The organism is Saccharothrix violaceirubra, assembly GCF_014203755.1.
GTDB lineage: Bacteria > Actinomycetota > Actinomycetes > Mycobacteriales > Pseudonocardiaceae > Actinosynnema > Actinosynnema violaceirubrum.
In genome coordinates, this window is the sequence record NZ_JACHJS010000001.1 from 4,671,641 (window position 1) to 4,694,950 (window position 23,310).

Sequence of the window (23,310 nt, forward strand, 5' to 3'; positions counted from 1 at the left end):
CCCGGCTTTCGCCGTTGTCACGGCAACGGCCACCAAGCGCACGGCGACGGCCGGGCACCAACGAGGGTGCCCGGCCGTCGCCGTCTCTCACGCGCGCATCACGGTCGCGATCGGGATGCGGGCCGCGCGCAACGCCGGTATCAGCCCGCCGAGCACGCCGGCCGCCACGCCCGCCACGATGCCGGCCACCGCGGCCTGCCACGGGAACGGCATGTCGCTCAACGCCGGGTACTTGTCGGCCACCAGGCCGACCGCGACCGGGAGTGCCGCCGCCGACACGCCGATCGCCGCACCGGCCGTCAGCAGGCCCGTGATCATGGTCTCGGCCAGCACGATGCCCGCGAGCAACATCCGTGACGTGCCCACCGCGCGTCTGAGCGCGAACTCCTCGATCCGCTCCCCCACGGTCGCCAGCCCCACGTTGAGGATGCCCGCGACACCGATGAGCAGCACCAGCGACGCCATGCCGAGGAAGATCCACCGCATCAGCGCGAGCTGGGACTTCATCCGTTCCAGCACGTCGACGGTCCGGACGGACAACTGCTCGGCCGGTGCGCCGGCGGCGGCCAGCCGCGACGTCAGCAACCGCTCGGTCTCCCCGGCGGTCGGGGTGAACATCACCTCGACCCCCGGACCTCCCCGACTGCCGCCGACGGCGTTCGGCGGCATCCAGTTGAGCAGCTCGTCGATGCGCACGTAGGCGGCCGGCGTGTAGCCGCCGTCGTCGACCACGCCCACGATGCGCGGCGTGGCGTCGGTGGTGGCGCCGGTGATCCGCAGCCGCGCGGGCACCTGGTACCGGGAAAACGCCTTGGCCGCCTCCAGGTTGAGCACCAGGCCAGGGGACAGCGACGGCTCCGTGCCGAACTCCAGCCACTTGCCCTGGGTGGGGTGCAGCGGGCGGAACGGCCGGATGTCCCCGCTGAGCCCCTTGAGTTCCAACTCGATCGCCTGGCCCGACGGCATCCCCGCCGTCCCGTCCGTCACCGGGTGGCAGCCGGTCTCGTCGCAGTACATGCCGCCGCCACGCCCGTAGGCGGGCTGGTCGATCGGCCCGCCGCCGTCGTTGATCGCCTTCACGCCGGGTTCGCCGACGATCGCGGTCACGGTGGTCATCGCGGCGGCGTCCGTCCGACCCGACAGCAGGTCCAGGGCGATGGGCACGAAGTCCTCACCCGGCGGCAGGTAGAGCACGCGCGTGCCGTCCTTGCCCGAACTCTTCTCGACGTCGGCGAGCATGAGCTGGTTGGCGATCTCCGAACCGGCCTGCACGACGACGACCGCGAGCACGCCCAGGAACAGGCTGATCATGGACAGGAACGTGCGCAGCTTGCGCGCCCGGATGCCCTGCCCGCCGATCACCAGGGACGACCGCAGTCGCCCGGACATCCTCCTCACCGCATCACCGCCCGGTCCACGGCGTGCAGCACGCCGTCCGACAACGTCAGCACCCGGCCCATCCGCGCCGCGTGATCGTGGTCGTGGGTCACGAGCACGAGCCCGCAGCCGTGGTCGGTGGCCGAGCGCAGCACCTCGACGACGAGGTTGCCGGTCTCGGTGTCCAGGGCGCCGGTCGGCTCGTCGGCCAGCAGCACGCGCGGTTCGCGCACCAGCGCGCGGGCGATCGCCACGCGCTGCTGCTCGCCGCCGGACAGCCGCTGCGGCCGGTGCTTGGCCAGGTGCGCGATGCCCACCCGGTCCAGGGCCGCCAGCACCTGGGCCTTGCGCCGCCGGCGCGGCAGCCAGCCCTGGCCGTTGACCAGGGCCATGGCCACGTTCTGCGCGGCCGTGAGGTGCTTGAGCAGGAAGAACCTCTGGAACACGAAACCGAACTCGGCGCTGCGCAACGCCGCCGCCTTGCGCTCGGGCAGGCGGGTGATGTCGCGTTCGCCGAGCAGGTACGTGCCGTCGTCCGGCCGGTCGAACAGGCCGAGCAGGCTCAGCAGCGTGCTCTTGCCCGAACCGGAACGGCCGAGGATGGCGACGCTCTCCCCGCTGTGGACGGCGAGGTCGACGCCGGCGAGGATCGTGCGCGGTTCGTCCTGTCCCTTCAGGGTCTTCGTGATGCCGGTGAGCCGGATCAGCGGAGTCATCCCGTCGGACCGCCCGGCTGCGCCTCGGGCACCTGCGGCAGGTTCGGTCCGGGCACGGCGAGCGTCTCGTCGCCGGTCAGGCCGGACTTGACCTCGATCACCTTGCCGTCGGTCAGGCCGAGCACGACGTCGACGATCGTGCGCTTGCCGTCGTCGCCGACGACCTCGACCTTGCCCCTGCCCTGGCCGCCGGCGACGGCCTCGACCGGGACGACCAGGGCCTGCGTCGCCGAGCCGGTGACGACCTCGACGGTCGCGGACGCGCCGTTGACCATCTTCACGTCGGCGGGCGGCGTGCAGACCAGGCGCAGGCCGGTCGAGTCGGACCCGGTCTTCGGTTCCGGCGCGGCCGTCTGCGGCTGCGGCGTGGGAACGCCGGTCGCGCCCGGCTTCTCCGCGTCGGGCTTCGCCGGCGGCTCGGCCGGGACCGTGCCCGCCGGCAGCGCGGCGATCGTGCCGAGCAACGCGCAGTCGAACGGCCCCGGCCCGTTCTTGATCTGCGCCTGCACCGTCCCCTTCGTATCGGCGATCTTGTAAGCCTGGTCGCCCGCGAGTTCGGCGACGATGCCGTACCCCGCGTACTTGGCGGACACGATCGGCATGCCGACCGTGACGTCGGCCTTCTCGTCGACCAGGCGACCGCTGAACGTGGACCCGGCGGGCACGTCGACGTAGGTGGGCGTGCCCGAGGTCCACACCGTCGCGACCCGCGTCGGCGTGGTGGGCGTGCCCTTCACGTCGGCCACGTCCCAGAAGCGGACCTGGCCCGCCACCGGGGCGACGAGGCCGAACACCGGGTTCATCGCGACCTTGCCGGACAGGCTGATCCTGCTGGACAGGTCCTGCCTGGTCGGCTTGGCGGTCGTCATGGTCGCGCCCCGGTCGGCGAGGCCGGGCGGCTCCGCTTTCTGCTCGCCCGAGGTGCACGCGGTCGCGCCCACCACGACCGCGACCGCGCACACGAGTACTTGTCTGGACACCGGTTCCCCCCACATGTGGAATCCGCCGGACTATCGGAGAGATCAATTTAGCGATAAGACGTCCGGCGCCATTACGGGGTTGCCCGCCGTGCACAAGTCGCGTGGATTCACTATCAGCAACCGATGGACCACAAAACCGCCGGACGCACGTATCCACGCGCGGATTCGGCGTACTTTGGAGGTGAGGGCGGCGCAGGGGGTGCGTCGTCCCGCCACCGGTTCCGACCGGAATTACAGACTCGGGGGGGTCTACGTTGAAACAGCACGGCAGTGACAGCTTCTTCGTGGTGGGCGAAGGAGTGCTCGAATTCGATCAGGGCGGCGAGCCGGTCACCCGGCAGGCGCTCACGGTCGAGGAACTGCGCCGGTTCCGCTTCTCGCGGCTGGGACCGGAGGGGCCGTCTTTCGACGAGGAGACCCGCATCGCGCTGGCCACGGCGATCACCGCCGCCGTGCCGCAACCGGATTCGACCGACCCGGCGATCCCGGCCGGCTTCACCTACCTCGGTCAGTTCGTCGACCACGACCTGACCATGGACCGCAGCGAGTCGAAGCTCGGCGACGACGTCGACACCGACGACCTGGTCCAGGGCCGGTCGCCGGCCCTGGACCTGGACTCGCTCTACGGTCGCGGCCCGCGCGACCGCACGGACCGGGAGTTCTACGCCGCCGACGGCATCAGCCTGAAGATGGGCACCACGTCCAGGACGACGTTCCCGGACGCCAAGGTGGACATCGCACTCGAAGGGTTCGACCTGCCCCGCAAGGGCGGGACGGACGGCACGGGCGCCGACCGCCGGCGTCCGCTGATCCCCGACACCCGCAACGACGAGAACCTGATCGTGGCGCAGACCCACCTCGCCTTCATCAGGTTCCACAACCGGGTCGTCGAGGACCTGGCGCTGCGGGGCCTGAGCGGCAAGCTGCTGTTCGAGGCCGCGCGCGACCTGGTCGTGCGGCACTACCAGTGGATGCTGCGGACCGACCTCCTGCCGCGCATCGTCGACCCGGCCGTCGTCGACGACGTGTTCACCCACGGCAGGAAGTTCTTCGAGGTGCCCGGTCGGGGCTTCACGGCACACGGCAACCGGCCGACGATGCCGCTGGAGTTCTCGGTCGCGGCGTACCGCCTCGGGCACAGCATGATCCGCGGTGCCTACCAGTGGAACCGGGTGTTCAACAGCACCGGGCCGGGCCCGATCGCGTCCCTCCTGCTGCTGTTCACCTTCACCGGCACGAGCGGCAACTTCGACCCCACCTCGGGCCTGCCCGAGTTGGACGACCCGAACTCGAGCACCGTGCACACCCTGCCCACCAACTGGATCGCCGACTTCCGCCGCCTCTACGACTTCACCGAGGCGGACCGGGACGACCTCGTCCCGCCGGCCGACAGCGGCGGCGGCAACGTGACCAAGCGGATCGACACGCTGTTGGTCGACCCGCTCACGCAGTTGCCCGCCGGCACGTTCGGCGGCCGGGGCACGACGATCCGCGACATCGAGCGCAACCTGGCGTTCCGGAACCTGACTCGGGCCAACATGGTCCGGCTGGCGACGGGTCAGCAGATCGCGGAGCTGTTCGGCGTCGAACCGCTGACGCCCGAGCAGATCCTGACCGGCGACGGCGGCGCGGACTTCTCCGCGCTGACCGACGAGCAGCAGGCGTTCGTCGGCGGGAACACGCCGTTGTGGATCTACATCCTGCGGGAGGCCGAGTTCAACGGCGGCCTGCTGGGACAGGTGGGCGGCCGGATCGTGGCCGAGGTCTTCCACCGGTCGATGGAGGCGAGCCGCACGTCCATCGTCCGCACGCCGTCGTGGCGGCCGGTCTACGGGCCGGACTCCGCGACGTTCCGGATGACCGACCTGCTGCTGTTCGCGTTCGAGGGCAAGGCCGACCTGCTCAACCCGCTGGGCGACAAGCCGACGACGTCGGGCGGCTGAGCATGGCGGCCGTGCGGGAGGAGGTCAGGCTGGCCGACCGCGTGGCGATGCCCGCGCTGCGTGTGTCACTCGGCCTGGTGTTCGTGTGGTTCGGACTGCTGAAGGTCGTCGGCGAGACTCCGATCGCCGCGCTGCTGGAGGCGTCCGTGCCGTGGGTCGACCCGGACCTGCTCGTGCCCGGTCTCGGCTGGTTCGAGGTCGTGCTCGGCGTGGCCCTGGTGGTCGGCCGGTACCTGCGGGCGGTGCTCGCCGCGATGGGGGCACACCTGCTCGGCACGTTCATCGTGTTCGTGCAGGCGCCCGGCATGGCGTTCGCCGGCGGCAACCCCTTGCTGCTGACGGTGAACGGTGAGTTCGTGCTCAAGAACCTCGTACTCCTCTGCGCGGTTCTGGTCCTTTTCGCGGAGCACGAACGCCGATGAGGAACGGGAGGGTGTCGCGCGGGCGGTGGCACCCTCCCCCTCCTCACCCGAGGTGGGTGGTGAACCAGTCGGCGATCAGGGCGACGGTGGCGGCGAGGGACTCGCGGTCCACCTCGTGGCCGACGCCGGGGTGACGGACCAGTTCCACCGGCTTGCCCAGTTCCTTGAGGCGGCGGTACATCCGCTCCGACTCCTCGGGGTCCACGCGGGTGTCGTTCTCGCCGTGCAGCAGCAGTACGGGCGCGGTGACGCGGTACGCGTTGGCCAGCGGTCCGCGTGCGGTCAGTTCGGCGCGGGCGACCGGGTCGTCCACGTCGCCGATCCAGGCCTTGAGGCGTTTGCGCCACGTCGGCGGTGCCGAGAGCATGTCCGTGACCAGGTCCGACGAGCCGCACTCGCTGACGCCTGCCCGCCACAGGTGCGGCAGGCGGGACACGCACGACAGCGCGGCGAACCCGCCGTAGGACGCGCCGTGCACGCCCAGCCGCGTGGTGTCGACCCAGTCGACGTCGGCGAGCGCGCCGGTGATCGCGGCCAGGTCGTCGAGGTCGCCGCCGCCCCAGTCGCCGTAGATCAGGCGTTGGTGGCGCAGGCCGTGGCCGGACGAGCCGCGGATGTCCGGTGCCAGTACACCGATCCCGCGCGCGAGCAGCTCCTGCACGAGCGGGTCGAACGTCGGGTACGCCTGGTACTCGGGTCCACCGTGGACGGTCACGACCAGGGCACCGTTCGGTTCGTGCGGCGTGTAGAGGTGCGCGCGGACGCGAAGTCCGTCGGCGCTCGTCGCCCGGATCTCCCTTGGCACGACGAGGTTATTCGGGAGTCTCGCGCCGAAGTCGGTCAGCTTCTCGGCGGTCCCCGCGGCCAGGTCCGCCAGGTACAGCTCGGTGGCGGCGTCGGGGCGGCCCAGTTGCACGAGCAGCCGGCCGTCGTGGGTGAAGCGCGGCACGAAGCCGCTGTAGCCGAACTCGTGCACGGCGACGCCGGGCGGCAGCCCTTCGACCTCGTGCGTGACGCCCGAGCCCGTCGTGGTCCAGTGCAGTCGGGTCCACCCTCCGACGTCGACGCCCCAGACCACCAGGTCACCCCGGACGGCTCCACCCTCCACATCGGACGGTGGCGTGGCGGTCCACGTGAGCGTGCCGTCCAGGGAAAGCGTGGCCAGACCCATGAAGTCCCGGCCGTGCGTGGTGCACACGTGGATGCCCGACGAGTCGGGCAGCCAGCCGATCGGCTCGTACTTGTCCGGACCGGTGCGGTCGGTCAACGGGGTGACGGTGTTCGCGCGCAGGTCGCACAGGACCAGGTCGTGCTCGGTGTTCTGGTGCAGGCGCAGGACGAGCAGCTTCGTCGCGTCCGGCGAGAACGAGACCGGGAGCCACCGGTCGTCGCCGGTGAGCACGGTGCGGGTGGCACCCGTGGCCAGGTCGCGCACGTGCACGTCGAAGACCTCGCGGTCGCGGGCGTTGCTCGCGTAGGCGAGCAGGCGCGAGTCGGGACTGTAAGGCGCGCTCGCGGTGCCGTAAGGGACCCCGACTTCGCAGCGCACGCCCGGTTCCGCGACGAGCCACTCGACGGCGCCGGTCACCGGGTCGATCTCGGCGAGCCGGTGGTCCTCGCCGCCGTCCGGGTCGACGAGCACCAGCAGTCGCGTGCCGTCCGGGCGCCAGGCGCACCGGCGCACGGACCCGTCGACGGGCAGGTGCCGGGCCGCGCGCAGCAGGCGGACCTGCGGCCGTCCGGTCGCGTCGGACACGTACGCGATCTCCCCGCCGGGACCGGGTTCGGCGCCCGAGAGCCACTCGAAATCCGTCGTCATCGGCTTCCCCCTGACTGATTCCACTTTCTGCAATCGCTTTCGAGTCAAGCAGTTCCGGCGGCGCGTCGGCAAGATCCGGGTCGGCTACCCTCGCGACCGTGACCGATCAGGCCCGGCCCGCCACCGTCGAGGAGCTGAAGGCCCTCGCGCACCCGCTGAGGTGGCGCGTGCTGCGGCTGTGCCTGGACCACGCCCTGACCAACCAGGAGCTGTCCGCCCGGCTCGGCGTCGCGCCGGCGACCGTACTGCGGCACGTGCGGGCGTTGACGAAGGCCGGTTTCCTGGTCGCCGAACCGGTTCGCACCGGCAACCGCGGCGCGGTGGAACGCCCCTACCGCTCGACCCGCCGCACGTGGCGACTGGGCCTGGAGAGCGTCGAGGGCGACCTGACCCGGCAGGTGGACCTGGCGTTGATCTCCGCCCACCGCGCCGAGGTCGTCGAGGCCGGTCCCGACGCGTACCGGGACGTGGCGCGCGGCGTGCTGCGGTTGGACAAGGCCGCGCAGGAGGAATTGAAGGCCCGCCTGTACGCCCTGATCGAGGAGTTCACTGACCGCGCGACCCCGGACGGCGAGCCGCTCTCGTACCTGTGGTCGCTCAACGCCCGCCCCCACCACCGCGAGTCCTCCACTCGGACACCCTGAAACACGCACTCGGACCCACTCGACCGGGTGGCAGTCGCGCGCCGTGGTGAGGGGCCGGCGGGACGGGCGGCTCGTAGATACTGGCGCCGTGCCCCGCACGAAGCACGAACTGCCGGCCGCGATCACGCTGCCGACGACGCTCGTCCTCGGCGCGCCCAAGGGCGGCCAACTGCGCCGATTCCTGGAGTCGCTGGTCGCGGAACTGGGTCCGGGGGTGTTGCTGCCCTCCGAGCGGGTGCTCGCCCAGCGCTACGGCGTGGCGCGGATGACCGTGCGGCAGGAACTCGACCGGCTCGCGGCCGAAGGGGTGGTGGTGCGGCGACCGCGGCACGGCACGTTCGTCGCCGAACCCGCGCGGGCCGCCGTCGATCTCGTCGCCTCGTTCACCGACCACGCGCGGGGACTCGGCCTGACGCCGGGCGCCCGCGTGCTGTGCGCCCGGGTCGAGCCCGCGGACGAACCCGTGGCCGGTCGGCTCGGGTTGGCGCCGGGCAGCCCGGTGCTGCTGCTGGTGCGGCTGCGCACCGCCGACGACGTGCCGATGGCGTTGGAGCGCACGTGCCTGTCGGTGGAGCGGTTCCCGGGCATCGAGGCGGTGGACTGGACCGACCGGTCGCTGTACGCGGAGTTGACCCGGCGCTGGGACGTGCGGGTCGCCGGGTCCGACACGCGGATCTCGGCGGTGCTGCCGGCGCCCGACGAGGCCGCCACGCTGGGAATCGGCTGCACGCAGCCGTGCTTCGTGATCGAGGGCGTGCCGCGGGACACGACGGGGTTCGCGGTGGAGAGCGGCCGGTCGGTGTACCGGGCCGACCGCTACGAGGTGGTCACCCGGGTACGGCCTTAGCGGATGGGGAAATCGATGAAAGCCGCGGTGCACACCGGGTACGGCCCGCCGGAGGTCGTCCGGATCGTCGAGGTGGACCGGCCGGCGGTCGGGGACCGGGACGTGCTCGTCCGGGTGCACGCGACGACGGTGAACCGGACGGACTGCGCCTACCGGGCGGCCAAGCCGTTCTTCATGCGGCTGCTCACCGGTCTCGTCCGACCGCGGCGGACGATCATGGGCACCGAGTTCGCCGGTGTGGTCGAGGAGATCGGCGGCGGCGTCACGGCCTTCTCCGTCGGCGACCGGGTGTTCGGGTACAACGAGGGCGCGTTCGGCGCGCACGCCGAGTACCTGGCCGTGCCGCAGGACGGGTCGATCGCGACCATCCCGGCGGACGTGACCTTCGAACAGGCCGCCCCCGGCACCGAGGGTGCGCACTACGCGCTCGCGTTCATCACGCACGCGGGAATCCGGGCCGGGCAGGACGTCCTCGTCAACGGCGCGACCGGCGGGATCGGCTCGGCGGCCGTGCAGTTGTTGAAGAGCCTCGACGTGACCGTGACGGCGGTGTGCGCCACGGAGAACCTGGCCCTGGTGCGGGATCTCGGCGCGGACCGGGTCGTCGACTACACGGCCGGGGACTTCACCGCGGACGAGCGGACCTACGACGCGGTGTTCGACGCGGTCGGCAAGAGCACGTTCGGCCGCTGTCGACGACTGCTCAAACCCGGTGGCGTGTACCTGTCCTCGGAGCTGGGGCCCTGGGCGCAGAACCCCGTGCTGGCGTTGGTCACCCCGCTGCTGCGCGGTCGGCGGGTGCGGTTCCCGTTCCCGCGCGACGACCGGGCCGTCGTCGAACGGCTGCGGGACCTGATGGCGTCCGGGGCCTTCACGCCGGTCGTCGACCGGCGCTACCCGCTGGACCGGATCGTCGAGGCCTACCGGTACGTGGAGACCGGACGGAAGGTCGGCAACGTCGTGATCGTCGTACGGGCGGACTGACCGGCGGCGGGCCTTCCGACCGCGGAAGGCGACCGCTGCCGATCATGCGGTACCCGTGCCCGCGGTCGGCACCCCTCGAACGGACCCCGGACCCGCGCACCGGCCGAGCGTTTGCACACCGACAATACTGGTCTAGCCCAAAACCTGTCATCACCCGCGCAGGGGCGGACCACCACGCACCGCGACCGCGACGAGCAGACAGGCCAGCGCGCCCACCGACAGGACCGTGCGCACGATGTTCCAGGTCACCCACGGCCCCTCGTAGGCGGCACGGACACCGGCCGCGTCGGTGGTGTCGACGGTCGCGAGCCACTCGTTGAGCGGGACGTTGAGGCCCATCGTCAGCGCGAACGCCGCCGCGTAGAGCACCAGCGCCGCGACAACCCACGGCAGGACCCGCAGACGGCGCCGGTGCAAGGCGACCGCGACGGCGGTGACCACCAGTGCGCCGAAGAAGCTCGGCGCGAAGGCGACGTTGCGCACCACGGCGTTGATCCCGCGCATCGAGGCGATGAACGTCGCGTCGTCGACCGTGGCGAGGCCCGGCATGACCGAGCACGCGTAGGCGTAGAAGAACCCGGCGATCAGGGCGGTCAGCGCGGCGGCGAGCCACAGCACGCCGCGGGCGAGCCGGTCGGACATGAGCACTCCCGATATAATCGAACCAAGCGGTACGGTTAAAACCGTACCGCGCGGTTCGGATCTACACCAGGAGGCACGACGCTCCCTGCTTCATGGCCGGATCAGGCGGCTGTCGAAACCGGCCGCGAGCAACCGGTCGTAGGCGGCGAGCACCCCGACGGGTACGTCCTGAGGTGCGGCAAAGCCCTGCTTCGGGTACTCGATGACCCGTTGCAGGTCGCCGACCACCATGTCGACGACCAGCTTCTCATCGCCGATGGAAGCCATGTAGTCGACGAACTCCAGCGGCTCGGACGTGCAGACCACCGCGACTTCCGGCCAAAGCAGGCGGCAGGTCGCGAACGCCCGACGTTCCATGTACGGCTTGGAAATGAGCAGCACACTGCGTGGCTCCAGCCCGTGTTCAGCCAGCACGGCACGCGAGAACGAGATGTTCTGACCGGTATTGCCCGCCTGCGGCTCGACCAGGATGGCCGAATCCGGCACACCCGAGGCGATCGCCTGTTCGCGGTAGTGGACAGCTTCGCCGCGCGGGAAGCGTGCGGCAGTCGTCGGGCTGTTGCCACCACTGAACACGACAAGCGGGAACATGCCTGCCTTGTACAGCTCGGCGGCGTGGTCGGCCACGCCGAGGTCATGACTCCCCAAGCCGATCGCCACATCACAGGGACGCGGCTCATGACCGAGCTGGTGGTAGTCCCAAATGGCTTCCGCGTCATGCCACTGCGCCTGAGTAATGCCTGCCGATGCCATGAAGCCGTTCATCCTCCGTGTTCACTGCGACCGCACGAAGGCAAGGCGGAGGCCTTCGATACTGACCAGTTGGTGCGACATGCCGTATTCGCGGGATACGCCTACGGCTTGACCCAGAAGCCGCAATCCACTGTCCACAGTGGCTCGACCGCGCTGCCCGCCGAGGCACGGCTGGATCGACGAAGAACCGGTGCGCCTTTCGGTAGGTCTGACGTACGGACAGCGGACCTTGGATCTCACCCTGGTCGCGCCGCGAATCGCCGAGCCCGACCAGGAAATCCGGCTGCCTACGAACCGAGCGTGCTGACGTCGACCCGCCATGAACAGGAACACGACGTCACAGCACGCGGGCGGCAAGCCGGTCGGACACGAACACTCCCGATACAATCGAACCAAACGGTACGGATAAAACCGTACCGCGGTTCGGATCCACACCAGGAGGCACCGTGCCCGAACGACGCCGAGGCCGCCCGCGAGCGGGCGAAGCCGCGGCCCGCCGCGAGGCCGCGCTCGACGCCGCCCTGGCCCTGCTCGTGGAGCACGGCGTCGACGGCCTGACCATGGCGGCCGTCGCCGCCCGGGCCGGTTCGTCCAAGGAGAGCCTCTACAACTGGTTCGACAACCGCGCCGGACTGCTGGCCGAGCTGGTCCGCCGGCAGGCCCGGGACGTGGCCACCGACCTGCCCTCGGGCAGTGACTCGCCCGAGGCCCTCCGCGACCGGCTGACCACGATCGCCGAGAACCTGCTGCTCCTGCTGGTCGGCCCGCCGTCGCTGGCGATCAACCGGGCGGCCATGGGCTCGCCCGAACTGGCCGGACTCGTGCTGCGCCACGGCCGGCACACGACGGGACCGGCCGTCGAGGCGTACCTGGCGGCCAACGACATCGCCGACCCGCCGGAGGCGTTCCGCCTGCTGTACGGACTGGTGGTCGCCGACCACCAGATCCGGGCGCTTCTCGGGGAGGAACCACCGACGCCCGAGCGCGTCCGCCGCGAGGCCGGAATCGCGGTCGACCGGTTCCTGCGCCTGACGGCCGGCTGACGACCCGCCACGACGACCTGCTCGACCGAGACCGCGGTCGTGGCACACCGACCGGACGGCACCGGACACGGTTCACGCCGGCCACCGGACGTGAAGATCGCCTTGCGGACCCGGATGAAGGGGAAAGACAACGAGCGTTTGCTCACGGGCACATTAGCTCACCGAGCCGCCCATTGGCGTGGCCCGACTCGGTGCCCGTTACCCTTGTCCCGTCGCAAGATTGCGGCCAGACGAGGGGTACCCCCGTTCTTGGTGGCGTTCAGCGGGAGGCCCCGTCAGGCCACACGACCGTGACGGGAAGATTCCTTTCGCGCGCGACGCCGACGACATCCGCTGTCCCGCCGTAGCCGCGTGCGGGCTTGCCGTCCCAGACGGCTATCAACTCGTCCGCCTCCGCGATCATGCGGACGCTCGCATCCATGTGAGCTTCAGAGTCGGACTCGGTGTGGTCCAACTCGATCACACGTGTCGCGCTCGACAGCAGGGCGTCATAGGTGAAGTGATGAGACTCGGGAAGACCGTCCCGGTACTCGGCGGCGGGCACAACGACCACCAACGATCCGCCCGCGTCGAGAACGGCCTGTGCAAACAAGGTATCGGCCCCGTCCGCAATGCATGACAGACCGACAAGTTCCCCCGCATCGCGCTCGTTCACCACCTCGCGCAACGCAGCGTCCACAAGCCGTTCCGTGGGCACCGAAAGTTCACGATGTCCAGTGATGGCAAGTCGGGTCACCCGGTTTCCCCCTCGTAGAGTGCGGTCAACGCGTCGTCCAACGATGCCGCGTCCCGCGTGCGGACAGGCAATGCCTGTCGGAAATCACGTACGCGGCCGGTGATGCGTTCGGACCCGTAGTCCCGGCCAACAGCAAGTGCCGCAAGGGCAAGCCGGCACCCCTCATCCACCATCCCTGCTCCGGCGAGCACTTGCGCAAGATCAACCTGTGCCAGTGCCCGCGGTTTGGCAGCGGAAAGAGCTGGGTCCGCGCCGGCGAACGCGTCCCGGGCCGCGCGGAGATCCCCAAGACGTCCCAATGCGGATGCCTGGTAACGCGCGGCTTTGGCCCGGTCGAAGGTGAAGACCCACGGCCAGCGGGGTTCTCCGCCCTTGCGACTGGTGAGACGTTCGGCGACTCGAAGGGCGATCAGCGTCGCGGTGCGATCACCAAGTGCCGCGTGCCCGACCGCGTGAAGGCTCGCAAGCCATGCGCGTGCGGAGTCGGGAGCGGACTTGTCGAGTTGATTCGCTGCCCGATCGAGCAGCACCACACCTTGTCGTGCGTGACCTGCCTCAACGGCGAAGTGCCCGAGAGAGGCGGTCATGTAGGCGGCGAGAAGCGGGTGGTGGGCGCGCTCCGCGTGCGCGACAGCCTCCGTGTACCGCTTGCGCGCCGCCGCGTGGTCGTCGCGGTCCACGGCAAGCCAAGCGGAAAGGCCTGCGATCTCGGACAGCACGCCGTATCCGGTCGAGTTGCGCATCCTGCTCGCGACGATGCCCGACGCGAGTCGCAGGTGGGCGTCCACGGCGGGAGCGAGCTGATCGGAAGGAACGGCCGACTCCATCCGCCGGTAGTGCGCGGTCGGCCCCATGATGGCCGTCGCGAGGTCGTCGAGGTCGACTGCCGGACCGGGAAGACGGCGTGTGGCGACCACCCCGGCACTTGCACCGAGGGCGGTCTTCAACAGTGCGCGGCGGTCCACGTCATCAGGCTTACCACGTGCCGGACGTCGAAACCCCAGCTCTGCATCGGTGCCGACGTCCAGAACGGTGCGCAGGGCGTTCCGGTAGTAGGCAGCGGGCCAGCGGAACGCGCCCCGTTCCCATTTGCCCACATGGTTCGCATCCACCGCAGTCACCTTCCCGGTTGCGCGGTAGACATGGGCATTCACGAGATCGGCCAGCTCCAGCCGTGTCAAAGGTTCGCCGGGACACGACGGTGACTCCACCCGTTCACGGGCGATGCGAAGTTGCTCGTTGCGTTCCGGCACGACGTGGCTCCTCTGCTGAACCTTCACCGAGCGTACCCAGGGGCTTACATCGCGGAAAACGACGAACTCTCCCCCGGATCTCCCCTTGCACTCCCCTCTCGGCGCCGTGTACTGCCCGACCTCCCGCACGCATTCTGGTGATCATGTCCGGATTGTTGCTCGCCCTCGTCGCATTCAGTCCGCCCACCTTGGGTGCGGCGGTCCGGCTGGCGGGCCGCGTCCGACGTGAACTGCTCCTCGGACAGACGACCAGCGAAGCCGACGTGCTCACCAGGGCTACGGAGTTGTGCGCATGGGGTCTGCTCGAACCCGGCCAGGGCTCACGAGGGATCACGTTTCGGTCCCGATACTCGACGCCGTTCCTGCCGCCCAAGATCGTCCGGAATTGCCGTTTCCGCACCTCAGAAACCATTCCACGACCTCAAACCCAGCCCCGCCCAGTGACTCGGGTGCCAGCCGACAGACCACGCCCGTCCGCACGCCCGCGCCCCGATCGCGGACGGCCACCCGGAGCGCGGGGAACGCGCGCGACCTCCACACCCAGCGCGTTCCCCGCCCCCATCCCCCAGGAATCCAACCCATGACCACAGAACACGTGCCGTGGCATGACCCACGCCGCGACGACACGGAACGCACCGTGACCGCGAGGATCAGGACACACGATGCCGCGAACCGGCGGCATCGAGCCCTGGACGACGCCTTCCACCTGCTCAGCCTGCCCACTGCCGATCCGTTCGCGCCCGCGCGCAGGCTGGCTCTCATCGCCCGACTGATGGCCCGCTCGGGCCGACGTGTCGGGGCCGCCCACCATGCCGACCTGGCACGGCGCGCGCTTCCCCTCGGCGGCGGCCGTGAGGCCGTCCGCATCACCGATGTCCTGCACCGGGTGGAGGACGAGTGCGTCGCCCGCGTCGGGCCGGGCGCCCCGGCCGGGTCCGACCGCCCCCGACGTCCCCGCGTCACGGGGTTGAGCGCACCCACCGGCTACGCCCTCGGCCGCGCACGGGAAGCGCTGCTCTGGCTCGACAGCACTGTAGAGACGTCCCGCTTCACCACACGGTGGCCGCGCACCGTGATGCTCCGCGAGGCCCGCGATTCCGCACGACTGGACGGCCTGCCCGTCGCGTTGGTCGAACTCCTGCACCAGGCCCTCTACCGGGCGCACCCGACGCACGTCGATTCCGACCTCAGCCCGTATCTGTACGGCGTTCAAGGCCCTACGCCGCCGACCCCGGCACCGGAGCCGGGCATGCCCACGACCCTGGTCCTCACCCACATGCGGCGCCTGGTGAATCCGCAGGCCACGCCAGCGGCCCGTCACGCCCAACGCCTCGGTCTGGTCGCGGACGCCGTCCACGACGGCCTGCTCACCCGCCCTGTCCTCCCGATCACCGGCCGACTTGCCGACCACGCCGAGACCTTCCGGCACCTGGCGGACGCCGCCACGACGAAAGCCGGCACGGACGGGTTCGTGCGGTTCCTGGCGGAAGGGATCATCGCCGCCTGCCACCACGAGATCGCCCTGGTCGACGCCCTTCCCGGCCTGTACGACCGCCTTGCCGGGAGGCTTCCCCACAATCCCGGCAGGTTCCAACGCCGCGTGCTGGCCGACCTGGTGGCACACCCCGTGACCAGCGGCCCGGACCTGGTGCGCCGCCACAACACGACCTCACGCACCGCGTTCAACACGATCACGGCGTTCCGCGACGCCGGAATCCTCCTTCCCCACGGCACCACCAAATACGGCCGAACCGTCTACTGCCCGGCCGCACTCGAACTCGTCCACCACCACGACACGACGGGACGACCATGAGATACACCGTCCGCCTGCGATCGGGCGACTTCACCAAAGCGGCCACTCTCGCGGGTCTGCGCTCCGACTACGCCCGATCCAAGGCCATGGGCGTCCACCGGTCGACCGTCACCCGCGTCCTCGCCGGCGAACTCCGACCCGGAGCGGCCTTCATCGCCGGAGCCCTGACCGCACTCCACCCCCTGGACTTCACCGACCTGTTCGAGATCGTCGAACAAAGCCCAGCGCCAAAGCCGTCAGTGCGTGCCACGGTCGTCAACCTTCCAGAAAATTCGACGAAGTGACCACCACAGTGACCGACACCCACTCACCTACGCTCCACGTCCCCTACATCACCGCGTGGTCCGCAGAACAGACCGAACCCCACGATCTGGTGGCCCTTCCCGGCAACACCGGCATCGGATACCGCGACGAACGTGCCCAGGATCGCGACCGCGACGGTGTCCTCTGGCGACGGGTACCGCTCGCCCGGAACCAGGGAAAGCCCCTGTTCGGCGTCGTCCACTCACCCCGCCAACGCCGCGCGATGCGCAAGCTCCTCTGCCAGGTCTGCGCCCACCCCGCCGACACCGACCCGGACGGCACCCTCTTCGCACTACCCGACAATCGGACCGACTGGGCCGACTGGCCCGAGGGCATGGCCTGCACCGAACCGCCCGTGTGCGCGGACTGCCTCACGCTCTCCACCCGCCTGTGCCCCGCACTGCGACGCGGCCACGCCGTGGTCCGCGTGCGAAACGCACCCATCGTCGGAGTCCACGGCGCACTCCACGTCGCCTCACCCAACGGCGTACGGGGGTGGAAGCCGACCATCGCCACGTTCGACGACCCCGCACTTTCCTGGGTCCTCGCTTCCCACCTGGTTCGCGAACTCCGAGACGTCACGCGGCAACGCTGAGCCTCCCGGCAATCCGACCGCATGGGAACCGTGACAGGAGCAGAGCCGCACCGAGTCAGCCCACCGTGGACAGGGCAAGGCATGTGGATAGTGCACAAGTCCGCCCTGGGACACGAGCGATCACCCCACCGGACGCAGTCGGACACGCTCGGTCACGACCAGGCCCGTCACCCGCCGGACAGGCAGTCCAGCGCCTCCTCGACCAGCTCCCCGAACGACCGGTCGGGGTGGTCCAGCCACACGTGTGCGGCGGCCCGGAGCGCGGCCAGGAAGGTCACCGCCAGCACGCGTGAACGCAACGGGTCCGGGTCGGGGAGTCTCGTGGCCACGGCCGAAGTCAGGTCGCGTTCGAACACCGCGTAGGCGGCCACCTGGTGCGCCGCGAGGCTGGGGTGCCCGCGCAGCAGCCTGCGCTGCGCCACCCAGACCGGGTCGGAGTGCGGGCTCTCGGCGACCAGCTCACGTGCCGCCCCCGCCAGCGCCGCCCGCGCGGACTCCCCCGCCGGCCGGGCGGCCACCAGCGCCACCAGCCGCCGCAGCCGGGTGTGGTCGGCGTGGAAGATCGCCTCTTCCTTGTTCGCGAAGTAGTTCGAGAACGTCCGGCGCGACACCTGCGCGGCGTCGGCCACGAGGTCGACCGTCACCCGCTCCGGCCCCAGTTCGAGGGCCAGGTGGACGGCTGCCTCGTGGATCGCCTGCCGGGTGGCGGCCTTCTTGCGCTCCCTGAGCCCGAGCTTCTCCATCGCGGTCCAGCGTACGCGGTACGTCACATTCTTTCCCACTGGGCAAACTTGCACACCAGGCAAGTTTGTGTCGATACTTGCTTGCGGCAACCAACGGGAGGAGGCACGCGATGGACGACCTCGTGGACCGACTGCGGGACCTGCTCAAGGCCGTGCGCCTGGTCAAGCAGTTCCGCTCCGAACGCCACCCGGAGTTCCCGGTGGGCATGATCGCCACGCTGACCCTGATCGACCGGTCCGGCGGCTGTCACGCCAAGGAACTCGCCGCCACCACCGGACGCGACCCGTCCACGGTCAGCCGCGCGGTGGGCACGCTCGTGGCGCACGGACTCGTCGAGCGCCGTATCGACCCGGTCGACCGCCGGGCCGGGGTCCTGGCCGTCACCGACGCCGGGCGCGGCGCGCTCGCCGAGGCCCGGACCTGGCACGACGACCTCCTGCGGCGCGTGCTCGCCGACTGGTCCCCCGCCGAGGTCACCGCGTTGACCGCGGCGCTGGGCCGCCTCACCACCGACATCGGGAAAGCCCTCGACTTCCACCACACCCGGGAGGCCGCGCGATGAGCGCACCCACCGAAACGGAGCCGATGACGCATCGGCAGGTCCTCGAAGCGCTCAGCGGCCTGCTGCTGGTGCTCTTCGTGGCGATGCTGAGCAGCACCGTCGTCTCCACCGCCCTGCCGAAGATCATCGGTGCGCTCGACGGGTCGCAGACCCAGTACACCTGGGTCGTCACGGCCACCCTGCTCACGGCGACCGCGACCACCCCGGTCTGGGGCAAGCTCGCCGACCTGTTCGACAAGAAGACGCTCGTCCAGGCCGCCATCGTGGTGTTCCTGATCGGCTCGGTGGTCAGCGGTCTGTCCCAGAACGCCGGCCAACTCATCGCGGCCCGCGCGTTCCAGGGCATCGGCGTCGGCGGCCTCCAGGCCCTGGTGCAGATCGTGATCGCGGCGATGATCCCGCCCCGCGAACGTGGCCGGTACAACGGTTACCTCGGCGGCGTCATGGCCGTGGCCACGGTCGGCGGCCCGCTGCTCGGCGGCCTGATCGTCGACACGTCCTGGCTGGGCTGGCGCTGGTGCTTCTTCGTGGGCGTGCCGTTCGCGGTGATCGCGCTGTTCCTGCTCCAGGCCACGCTCAAGGTGCGCACCGTGCGGCGCCCGGACGTGAAGATCGACTACCTGGGCGCCACGCTCATCGCCGCCGGGGTGAGCCTGCTGCTGGTCTGGATCTCGTTCGTGGACGACTCGTTCGCGTGGCTCTCGTGGCAGAGCGCGGCCATGGTCGGCGGCTCGCTGGTGATCCTCGCGGCGGCCGTGCGGGTGGAGGCGCGGGCGGCGGAACCGGTGGTGCCGTTGGAGATCGTGAAGCGGCGCACGACCGCGTTGGCGATCCTGGCCAGCCTCGCCGTGGGCATGGCGATGTTCGGCGGCGCGGTGTTCCTGGGCCAGTACTTCCAGATCGGCCGGGGCTACACGCCCACCGAGGCCGGCCTGCTGACCATCCCGATGATGGCCGGCGTGCTCGGCGCGTCCATCGTGTCCGGCCGGATGATCACGAAGTCGGGCAACGTCAAGCCCTACCTGGTCGTGGGCACGATCGCGCTGGTGCCCGGGTTCGCCGCGCTGGGCACGATCGACCACGAGACGTCGCTGGTGCTGGTCGGCGGCGCGATGCTGCTGGTGGGCGTCGGGGTCGGCATGAGCATGCAGAACCTGGTGCTGGCCGTGCAGAACACGGTGCCGCTGCGCGACATCGGCGCGGCGTCGTCGACGATCGCGTTCTTCCGCTCGCTGGGCGGCACGATCGGCGTCTCGGTGCTCGGCGCGGTGCTGGCCCGCCGGGTGGCCGACCGGATCCACCACGACCTGGCGGCGGCCGGGTTCCCGACGTCGGGTGGCGGCAGCGCGGGCAGCCTCGACCTGAGCGCGTTGCCCGAGGCCGTGCAGCACATCGTGCGGGCCGCGTACGGCGACGCCACCGGCCACATCTTCGTGATCTCGGCGGGGATCGCGGTGGTCGGCGTGCTGGCCTCGCTCGCGTTCAAGCCGATCCGGCTCCGGTCCAGTCTGGACCTCACGGCCGACCGCTCCTGAGCCGGGAACCGGGGGCGGCGACCAACCGCCCCCGAAACCCTTACCGGGACAGCAGGGCCGTCCACGCCTCCACCGTCGGGTTCTCGGCCAGGTCGACGAACGCGACCTCGGCGCCGCCCGCCCGCCAGCCCTCGACCAACGACATCACCCGCACCGAGTCGAGCCCGTGGTCGAGCAGGTTGTCGTCGTCGGCGATGTCGGACGCGGGCACGTCCAGTACCGCCGCGATGCCCGCCCGCACGTCGTCCGTGGTCATGCCGTCTCCAGTTCCGCGATCAGTCGTGAGGTCGTCGTGGTCACCGCGCACCGGCCGGCCGCGTAGTGGACCGCCATGCGGTGGTCGTCGGGCGAGAAGTCCGCGACCGCGTCGGCCACGAAGAACGCCTGGATGTCCTGCATGAACGCGTCGGCCGCGGTCATCAGGCACCCGATGTGCGCGTAGATCCCGGTCACCACCAACTGGTCGCGGCCCTGGGCGTCGAGCATCTCCCGCAGACCGGTGCGGTGGAACGCGTTGTAGCGCCACTTGGTCATCAGCACGTCCGACGCGTCGGGCTCGACGGCCGGGAAGATGCCCGCGTCGGCCGGGTCGGCGATGCCCATCCCCCACATGTCCAACTGGAGCCCGCGCTGGTCCTCGCTCTGCCCGCCCGGCTGCGCCGAGTAGACGACCGGGATGCCCAGCGCGCGGGCCGTGGCCGTCAGCGCCCGGATGTTCTCGACCAGTTCGACCACGGGCGAGGAGTCCGAGCGGAACGCGCGCAGGAAGTGGTTCTGCATGTCGTGCACGAGCAACACCGCGCGCGCCGGCACGCAGGTCCAGTCCACCCGGTTGGCCGGCAGGTCCGCCTCGGTCGGCATCGGGTACGGCTCGATGGTCGGCAACCCCATCTCAACGCGCCTTTCTGAGCGTGTCGGCCAACGCGCGCCGCAGGTCGCGACGACTCGTCTTGCCGACACCGGTGTGCGGGAACGCCTCGACCGTCTCGACCCGGTCGGGGATCTTGTAGGCGGCCAGGCCGCGGTTGCGCAGGAACGCGCGCAACGCGGGCGCGGCCACGGGTTCCGTGGTGATCACGAACGCGCACGTCCGCTCGCCCAGGAACTCGTCCGGGATCGCGACCACGGCCGCGTCGTGCACGGCCGGGTGCGCCAGCAGGTGGTTCTCGATCTCCTCGGCCGCGATCTTCTCGCCGCCCCGGTTGATCTGGTCCTTGGCCCGGCCCTCGACCACGAGGTGCCCGGACGGCAGCACGCGCACCAGGTCGCCGGTCCGGTAGAACCCGTCGGCCGTGAACGCGACCGCGTTGTGCTCGACGGCCCGGTAGTAGCCCCGGATCGTGTACGGGCCACGCGTGAGCAGTTCCCCCACCTCGCCCGGCGCCACCTCGACGTCGTCCTCGGCCACGACGCGGATCTCGTCGTGCGGCGAGATCGGCCGGCCCTGGCTGCCGATCACGACGTCCTCGGGGTCGTCGGACCGGGTGTAGTTGACCAGGCCCTCGGCCATGCCGAAGACCTGCTGCAACTCGCAGCCCAGTTCCGGTCGTACGCGCGCGGCGGCCTCGGGCACGAACTTGGCACCGCCGACCTGGAGGACCTTCAACGACGACAGGTCGTGCGCGGCACGGGCGGGCGAGGCCATCCACTGCAACGCCAACGGCGGCACGACGCCGGTGAGCGTCACGCGTTCGCGTTCGATCAACGGGAACACCACGTCCGGACTGGGCGCCGATGCCATCACGACCCGCCCGCCCGCGTGCAGCACGCCCAGGATTCCGGGCGAGGACATCGGGAAGTTGTGCGCGGCGGGCAACGCCACCAGGTACACCGTCTCCGGGGTCAGCCCGCAGATCGCCGCGCTCTCCCGGACGCTGTACAGGTAGTCGTCGTGCGTGCGCGGGATCAGCTTCGGCACGCCCGTGCTGCCGCCGGACAGTTGGAGGAACGCCACCGCGGACGCGTCGACCTCGGGTAGCGGCCCACCCGCCGGCAGCTCCGCGAGGTCCGCGGCGATCAGCACGTGCCGCACCGACGGCACGGCGGCGACCACCTCGTCCGCCAACGCCCGGGAGCTGTCGGCGATCACGTACCCGACCGCGCCGGAGATCGAGCAGAACGCGGAGATCTCGGCGAACCGGTGCGACGGCAGCGCGAACACCGGCAGCGCGCCCGCCCGGAACAGTCCGAACACGACGGCCACGAACTCGGCCACGTTCGGCAGGTGCACCACGACCCGGTCGCCCGGCGCGATCCCCAGGCCGACGAACGACGCCGCGATCCGCGTCGCCCGCTCGTCGAGTTCCCGGTAGCTCCACCGGACCTCGGAGTCGACGACCGCGACCCGCTCGCCGAACGCCGCGGCTTTCGCGGCGAGGAAGTCGCCGAACGTCTCCCCGGTCCAGTACCCGAGTTCGCGGTAGCGCGCGGCGAACTCGTCGGGGAACGGAACCCAGGGGAATGGAACCCAGGGGAATGGAAGCCGGTCGCTCACGCCGACTCCTTCAGCCCGAGCGCGCCGAGGAACGTGCGGAACTTGGCGCTGGTCTCGGCCAATTCGGCGGCCGGGGTCGAGCCGGGCACGACGCCCGCGCCCGCGTACAGCCGCAGCGTGCGGTCGGCGACCTCGCCGCAGCGGATCGCCACGACCCACTCGCCGTCCCCCCGGTCGTCGGTCCAGCCGACGACGCCGGTGTAGTAGCCCCGGTCGAACGGCTCGACCTCGCCGATCAGCGACCGCGCGGCCTCCACCGGCACGCCGCACACGGCCGGTGTGGGGTGCAGTGCCGAGGCCAGGTCCAGCGACGTGGTCTCCCCCGACCGCAGCTCGCCGGTGACGCGGGTGGACAGGTGCCACATGGTGCGCGTGGGCAGCAGTTCCGGCGTCGAGGGGACGTCGAGGCGGCGGCAGAACGGCGCCAGCCCGTCGGCGATGGCCTGCACGACCAGGGCGTGCTCGCGCTGGTCCTTGGTCGAGACGAGCAGTTCGGTGGCGTTGCGGCCGTCCTGCTCCGGATCGGTGCTGCGGGGTCGCGACCCGGCGAGCGGGTTCGACACCACGGCCGTCCCGGTGCGCCGGACCAGCAGTTCGGGGCTGGTGCCGATCAGGGTCGAGCCGCCCAGGTCGGTGGCGAACGTGTAGCCGTGCGGGTCGCGGGCGGCCAACGCGGCCAGCACCTGCCGCACGTCGATGGGTTCGGCGGCGGTCAGGTCCAGCGCACGGGCGAGCACGACCTTGTTCAGGTCGCCGTCGGCCATGTGCCGCAACGCCCGCGCGACGCCGTCGGTGTAGGCGGTGGCGTCGGTGCGCTGGTCCAGCCACCGGCCGCCGGGTGTCGGCGACGCGGGCAGGGCGACGGTGTGCAGCGCCGCACCGCGCCGGACGAGGGCCGGCACGGTCAGCCGCGCGGGGCGGTCGGGGCGGAACGGGAGCGCGCCCACGAGCACCGATCCCGGTGCGAGCCGCTCGGGCGCGGGCGTGCCGGCGTCCTCGGCGACGAGCACGCCGGTGGGCGAGGCGAAGAAGAAGCCGCCCTCCCGGTAGGTGTCGAGATCGGACAGGGCGCTGGGGGTGTCGGCGGCGAGCACCGGTCACTTCC

At 70.9% G+C, this 23,310-nt stretch carries 24 protein-coding genes; 11 read left to right on the forward strand and 13 right to left on the reverse strand.

The genetic code is table 11. The annotated features are described in order from the left end of the window. Positions 1-87: 87 nt before the first annotated feature. From F4559_RS21495 to F4559_RS21505, 3 genes are read right to left on the reverse strand one after another with little or no spacing between them, the layout of a single operon-like run. Positions 88-1,389 carry an ABC transporter permease gene (locus F4559_RS21495; RefSeq protein WP_221447331.1) on the reverse strand — a complete coding sequence of 434 codons (1,302 nt, stop codon included), beginning with the start codon at positions 1,387-1,389 and terminating at the stop codon, positions 88-90. 5 nt (positions 1,390-1,394) lie between these two features. After that, positions 1,395-2,093, reverse strand: coding sequence for an ABC transporter ATP-binding protein (locus F4559_RS21500; protein ID WP_184671349.1), 699 nt, complete (start codon positions 2,091-2,093; stop codon positions 1,395-1,397). After that, positions 2,090-3,073 (reverse strand): efflux RND transporter periplasmic adaptor subunit, encoded by a 984-nt coding sequence (locus F4559_RS21505; protein ID WP_221447332.1) that lies wholly within the window; start codon positions 3,071-3,073, stop codon positions 2,090-2,092. The genes F4559_RS21500 and F4559_RS21505 overlap by 4 nt, the downstream gene beginning before the upstream one ends. Positions 3,074-3,372: 299 nt before the next feature. Here F4559_RS21505 and F4559_RS21510 point away from each other — a divergent pair, with 299 nt between their 5' ends. Then, positions 3,373-5,016, forward strand: coding sequence for a peroxidase family protein (locus F4559_RS21510; RefSeq protein WP_312865755.1), 1,644 nt, complete (start codon positions 3,373-3,375; stop codon positions 5,014-5,016). An 11-nt stretch (positions 5,017-5,027) separates the two neighbouring features. Then, positions 5,028-5,438, forward strand: coding sequence for a DoxX family membrane protein (locus F4559_RS21515; protein WP_312865756.1), 411 nt, complete (start codon positions 5,028-5,030; stop codon positions 5,436-5,438). A 43-nt stretch (positions 5,439-5,481) separates the two neighbouring features. On the opposite strand, the gene F4559_RS21520 is transcribed toward F4559_RS21515, so the two are convergent. Continuing rightward, positions 5,482-7,257, reverse strand: coding sequence for a S9 family peptidase (locus F4559_RS21520; RefSeq protein WP_184671355.1), 1,776 nt, complete (start codon positions 7,255-7,257; stop codon positions 5,482-5,484). A 98-nt stretch (positions 7,258-7,355) separates the two neighbouring features. Between F4559_RS21520 and F4559_RS21525 the strand changes: the two genes are divergently transcribed. From F4559_RS21525 to F4559_RS21535, 3 genes are all read left to right on the forward strand, one after another. Beyond that, positions 7,356-7,901 carry a winged helix-turn-helix domain-containing protein gene (locus F4559_RS21525; RefSeq protein WP_184671356.1) on the forward strand — a complete coding sequence of 182 codons (546 nt, stop codon included), beginning with the start codon at positions 7,356-7,358 and terminating at the stop codon, positions 7,899-7,901. Between the two features lie 88 nt (positions 7,902-7,989). Next, the gene (locus tag F4559_RS21530) at positions 7,990-8,748 is read left to right on the forward strand and encodes a GntR family transcriptional regulator (RefSeq protein ID WP_184671357.1); all 759 of its coding nucleotides are present in this window, start codon (positions 7,990-7,992) and stop codon (positions 8,746-8,748) included. Between the two features lie 15 nt (positions 8,749-8,763). Further along, positions 8,764-9,732 (forward strand): NAD(P)-dependent alcohol dehydrogenase, encoded by a 969-nt coding sequence (locus F4559_RS21535; RefSeq protein ID WP_184671358.1) that lies wholly within the window; start codon positions 8,764-8,766, stop codon positions 9,730-9,732. Positions 9,733-9,882: 150 nt separating this feature from the next. Here the strand turns inward: F4559_RS21535 and F4559_RS21540 are convergent, their stop codons facing one another. Together F4559_RS21540 and F4559_RS21545 are read right to left on the reverse strand one after the other, a co-directional pair. Beyond that, complete coding sequence (locus tag F4559_RS21540) at positions 9,883-10,374, reverse strand: anthrone oxygenase family protein (RefSeq protein WP_184671359.1); 492 nt, start codon at positions 10,372-10,374, stop codon at positions 9,883-9,885. A gap of 90 nt (positions 10,375-10,464) precedes the next feature. Beyond that, the gene (locus tag F4559_RS21545) at positions 10,465-11,139 is read right to left on the reverse strand and encodes a YdcF family protein (protein WP_246445295.1); all 675 of its coding nucleotides are present in this window, start codon (positions 11,137-11,139) and stop codon (positions 10,465-10,467) included. Between the two features lie 434 nt (positions 11,140-11,573). Here F4559_RS21545 and F4559_RS21550 point away from each other — a divergent pair, with 434 nt between their 5' ends. Further along, positions 11,574-12,170, forward strand: a complete 597-nt coding sequence (locus F4559_RS21550; RefSeq protein ID WP_184671360.1) for a TetR/AcrR family transcriptional regulator — start codon at positions 11,574-11,576, stop codon at positions 12,168-12,170. 259 nt (positions 12,171-12,429) lie between these two features. On the opposite strand, the gene F4559_RS21555 is transcribed toward F4559_RS21550, so the two are convergent. Next, entirely contained in the window at positions 12,430-12,906 is a 477-nt protein-coding gene (locus F4559_RS21555; RefSeq protein WP_184671363.1) for a hypothetical protein, read from the reverse strand. Then, entirely contained in the window at positions 12,903-14,159 is a 1,257-nt protein-coding gene (locus F4559_RS21560) for an NsdA family TPR-like regulatory protein (RefSeq protein ID WP_312865757.1), read from the reverse strand. Before F4559_RS21560 ends, F4559_RS21555 begins: the two co-directional genes overlap by 4 nt. Before the next feature lie 580 nt (positions 14,160-14,739). Between F4559_RS21560 and F4559_RS21565 the strand changes: the two genes are divergently transcribed. Genes F4559_RS21565 through F4559_RS21575 form a run of 3 tightly spaced genes read left to right on the forward strand, consistent with a single transcriptional unit; the run spans position 14,740 to position 16,870 of the window. Beyond that, on the forward strand, positions 14,740-15,972 hold the full coding sequence (locus F4559_RS21565) for a Fic family protein (RefSeq protein WP_184671365.1): 1,233 nt from the start codon (positions 14,740-14,742) through the stop codon (positions 15,970-15,972). Then, the gene (locus tag F4559_RS21570; RefSeq protein ID WP_246445297.1) at positions 15,969-16,256 is read left to right on the forward strand and encodes a transcriptional regulator; all 288 of its coding nucleotides are present in this window, start codon (positions 15,969-15,971) and stop codon (positions 16,254-16,256) included. The genes F4559_RS21565 and F4559_RS21570 overlap by 4 nt, the downstream gene beginning before the upstream one ends. After that, a complete protein-coding gene (locus F4559_RS21575) occupies positions 16,253-16,870 on the forward strand; it encodes a hypothetical protein (protein ID WP_221447333.1) in 618 nt (205 codons plus the stop codon). The genes F4559_RS21570 and F4559_RS21575 overlap by 4 nt, the downstream gene beginning before the upstream one ends. Positions 16,871-17,037: 167 nt before the next feature. Here F4559_RS21575 and F4559_RS21580 read toward each other — a convergent pair whose 3' ends face one another. After that, positions 17,038-17,613 (reverse strand): TetR/AcrR family transcriptional regulator, encoded by a 576-nt coding sequence (locus tag F4559_RS21580; protein WP_184671367.1) that lies wholly within the window; start codon positions 17,611-17,613, stop codon positions 17,038-17,040. Between the two features lie 110 nt (positions 17,614-17,723). On the opposite strand from F4559_RS21580, the gene F4559_RS21585 reads away from it, so the two are divergent. Continuing rightward, a complete protein-coding gene (locus F4559_RS21585; protein WP_184671369.1) occupies positions 17,724-18,176 on the forward strand; it encodes a MarR family winged helix-turn-helix transcriptional regulator in 453 nt (150 codons plus the stop codon). Further along, complete coding sequence (locus F4559_RS21590; RefSeq protein ID WP_184671371.1) at positions 18,173-19,711, forward strand: MDR family MFS transporter; 1,539 nt, start codon at positions 18,173-18,175, stop codon at positions 19,709-19,711. Before F4559_RS21585 ends, F4559_RS21590 begins: the two co-directional genes overlap by 4 nt. A gap of 40 nt (positions 19,712-19,751) precedes the next feature. Here the strand turns inward: F4559_RS21590 and F4559_RS21595 are convergent, their stop codons facing one another. From F4559_RS21595 to F4559_RS21610, 4 genes are read right to left on the reverse strand one after another with little or no spacing between them, the layout of a single operon-like run. Further along, positions 19,752-19,967, reverse strand: coding sequence for a phosphopantetheine-binding protein (locus F4559_RS21595; protein WP_184671374.1), 216 nt, complete (start codon positions 19,965-19,967; stop codon positions 19,752-19,754). Further along, complete coding sequence (locus F4559_RS21600) at positions 19,964-20,602, reverse strand: isochorismatase family protein (protein ID WP_184671376.1); 639 nt, start codon at positions 20,600-20,602, stop codon at positions 19,964-19,966. The genes F4559_RS21595 and F4559_RS21600 overlap by 4 nt, the downstream gene beginning before the upstream one ends. Before the next feature lies 1 nt (position 20,603). Beyond that, entirely contained in the window at positions 20,604-22,205 is a 1,602-nt protein-coding gene (locus F4559_RS21605) for a (2,3-dihydroxybenzoyl)adenylate synthase (protein WP_184671378.1), read from the reverse strand. Continuing rightward, a complete protein-coding gene (locus F4559_RS21610) occupies positions 22,202-23,299 on the reverse strand; it encodes an isochorismate synthase (RefSeq protein WP_184671380.1) in 1,098 nt (365 codons plus the stop codon). Before F4559_RS21610 ends, F4559_RS21605 begins: the two co-directional genes overlap by 4 nt. Positions 23,300-23,310 lie beyond the last annotated feature (11 nt).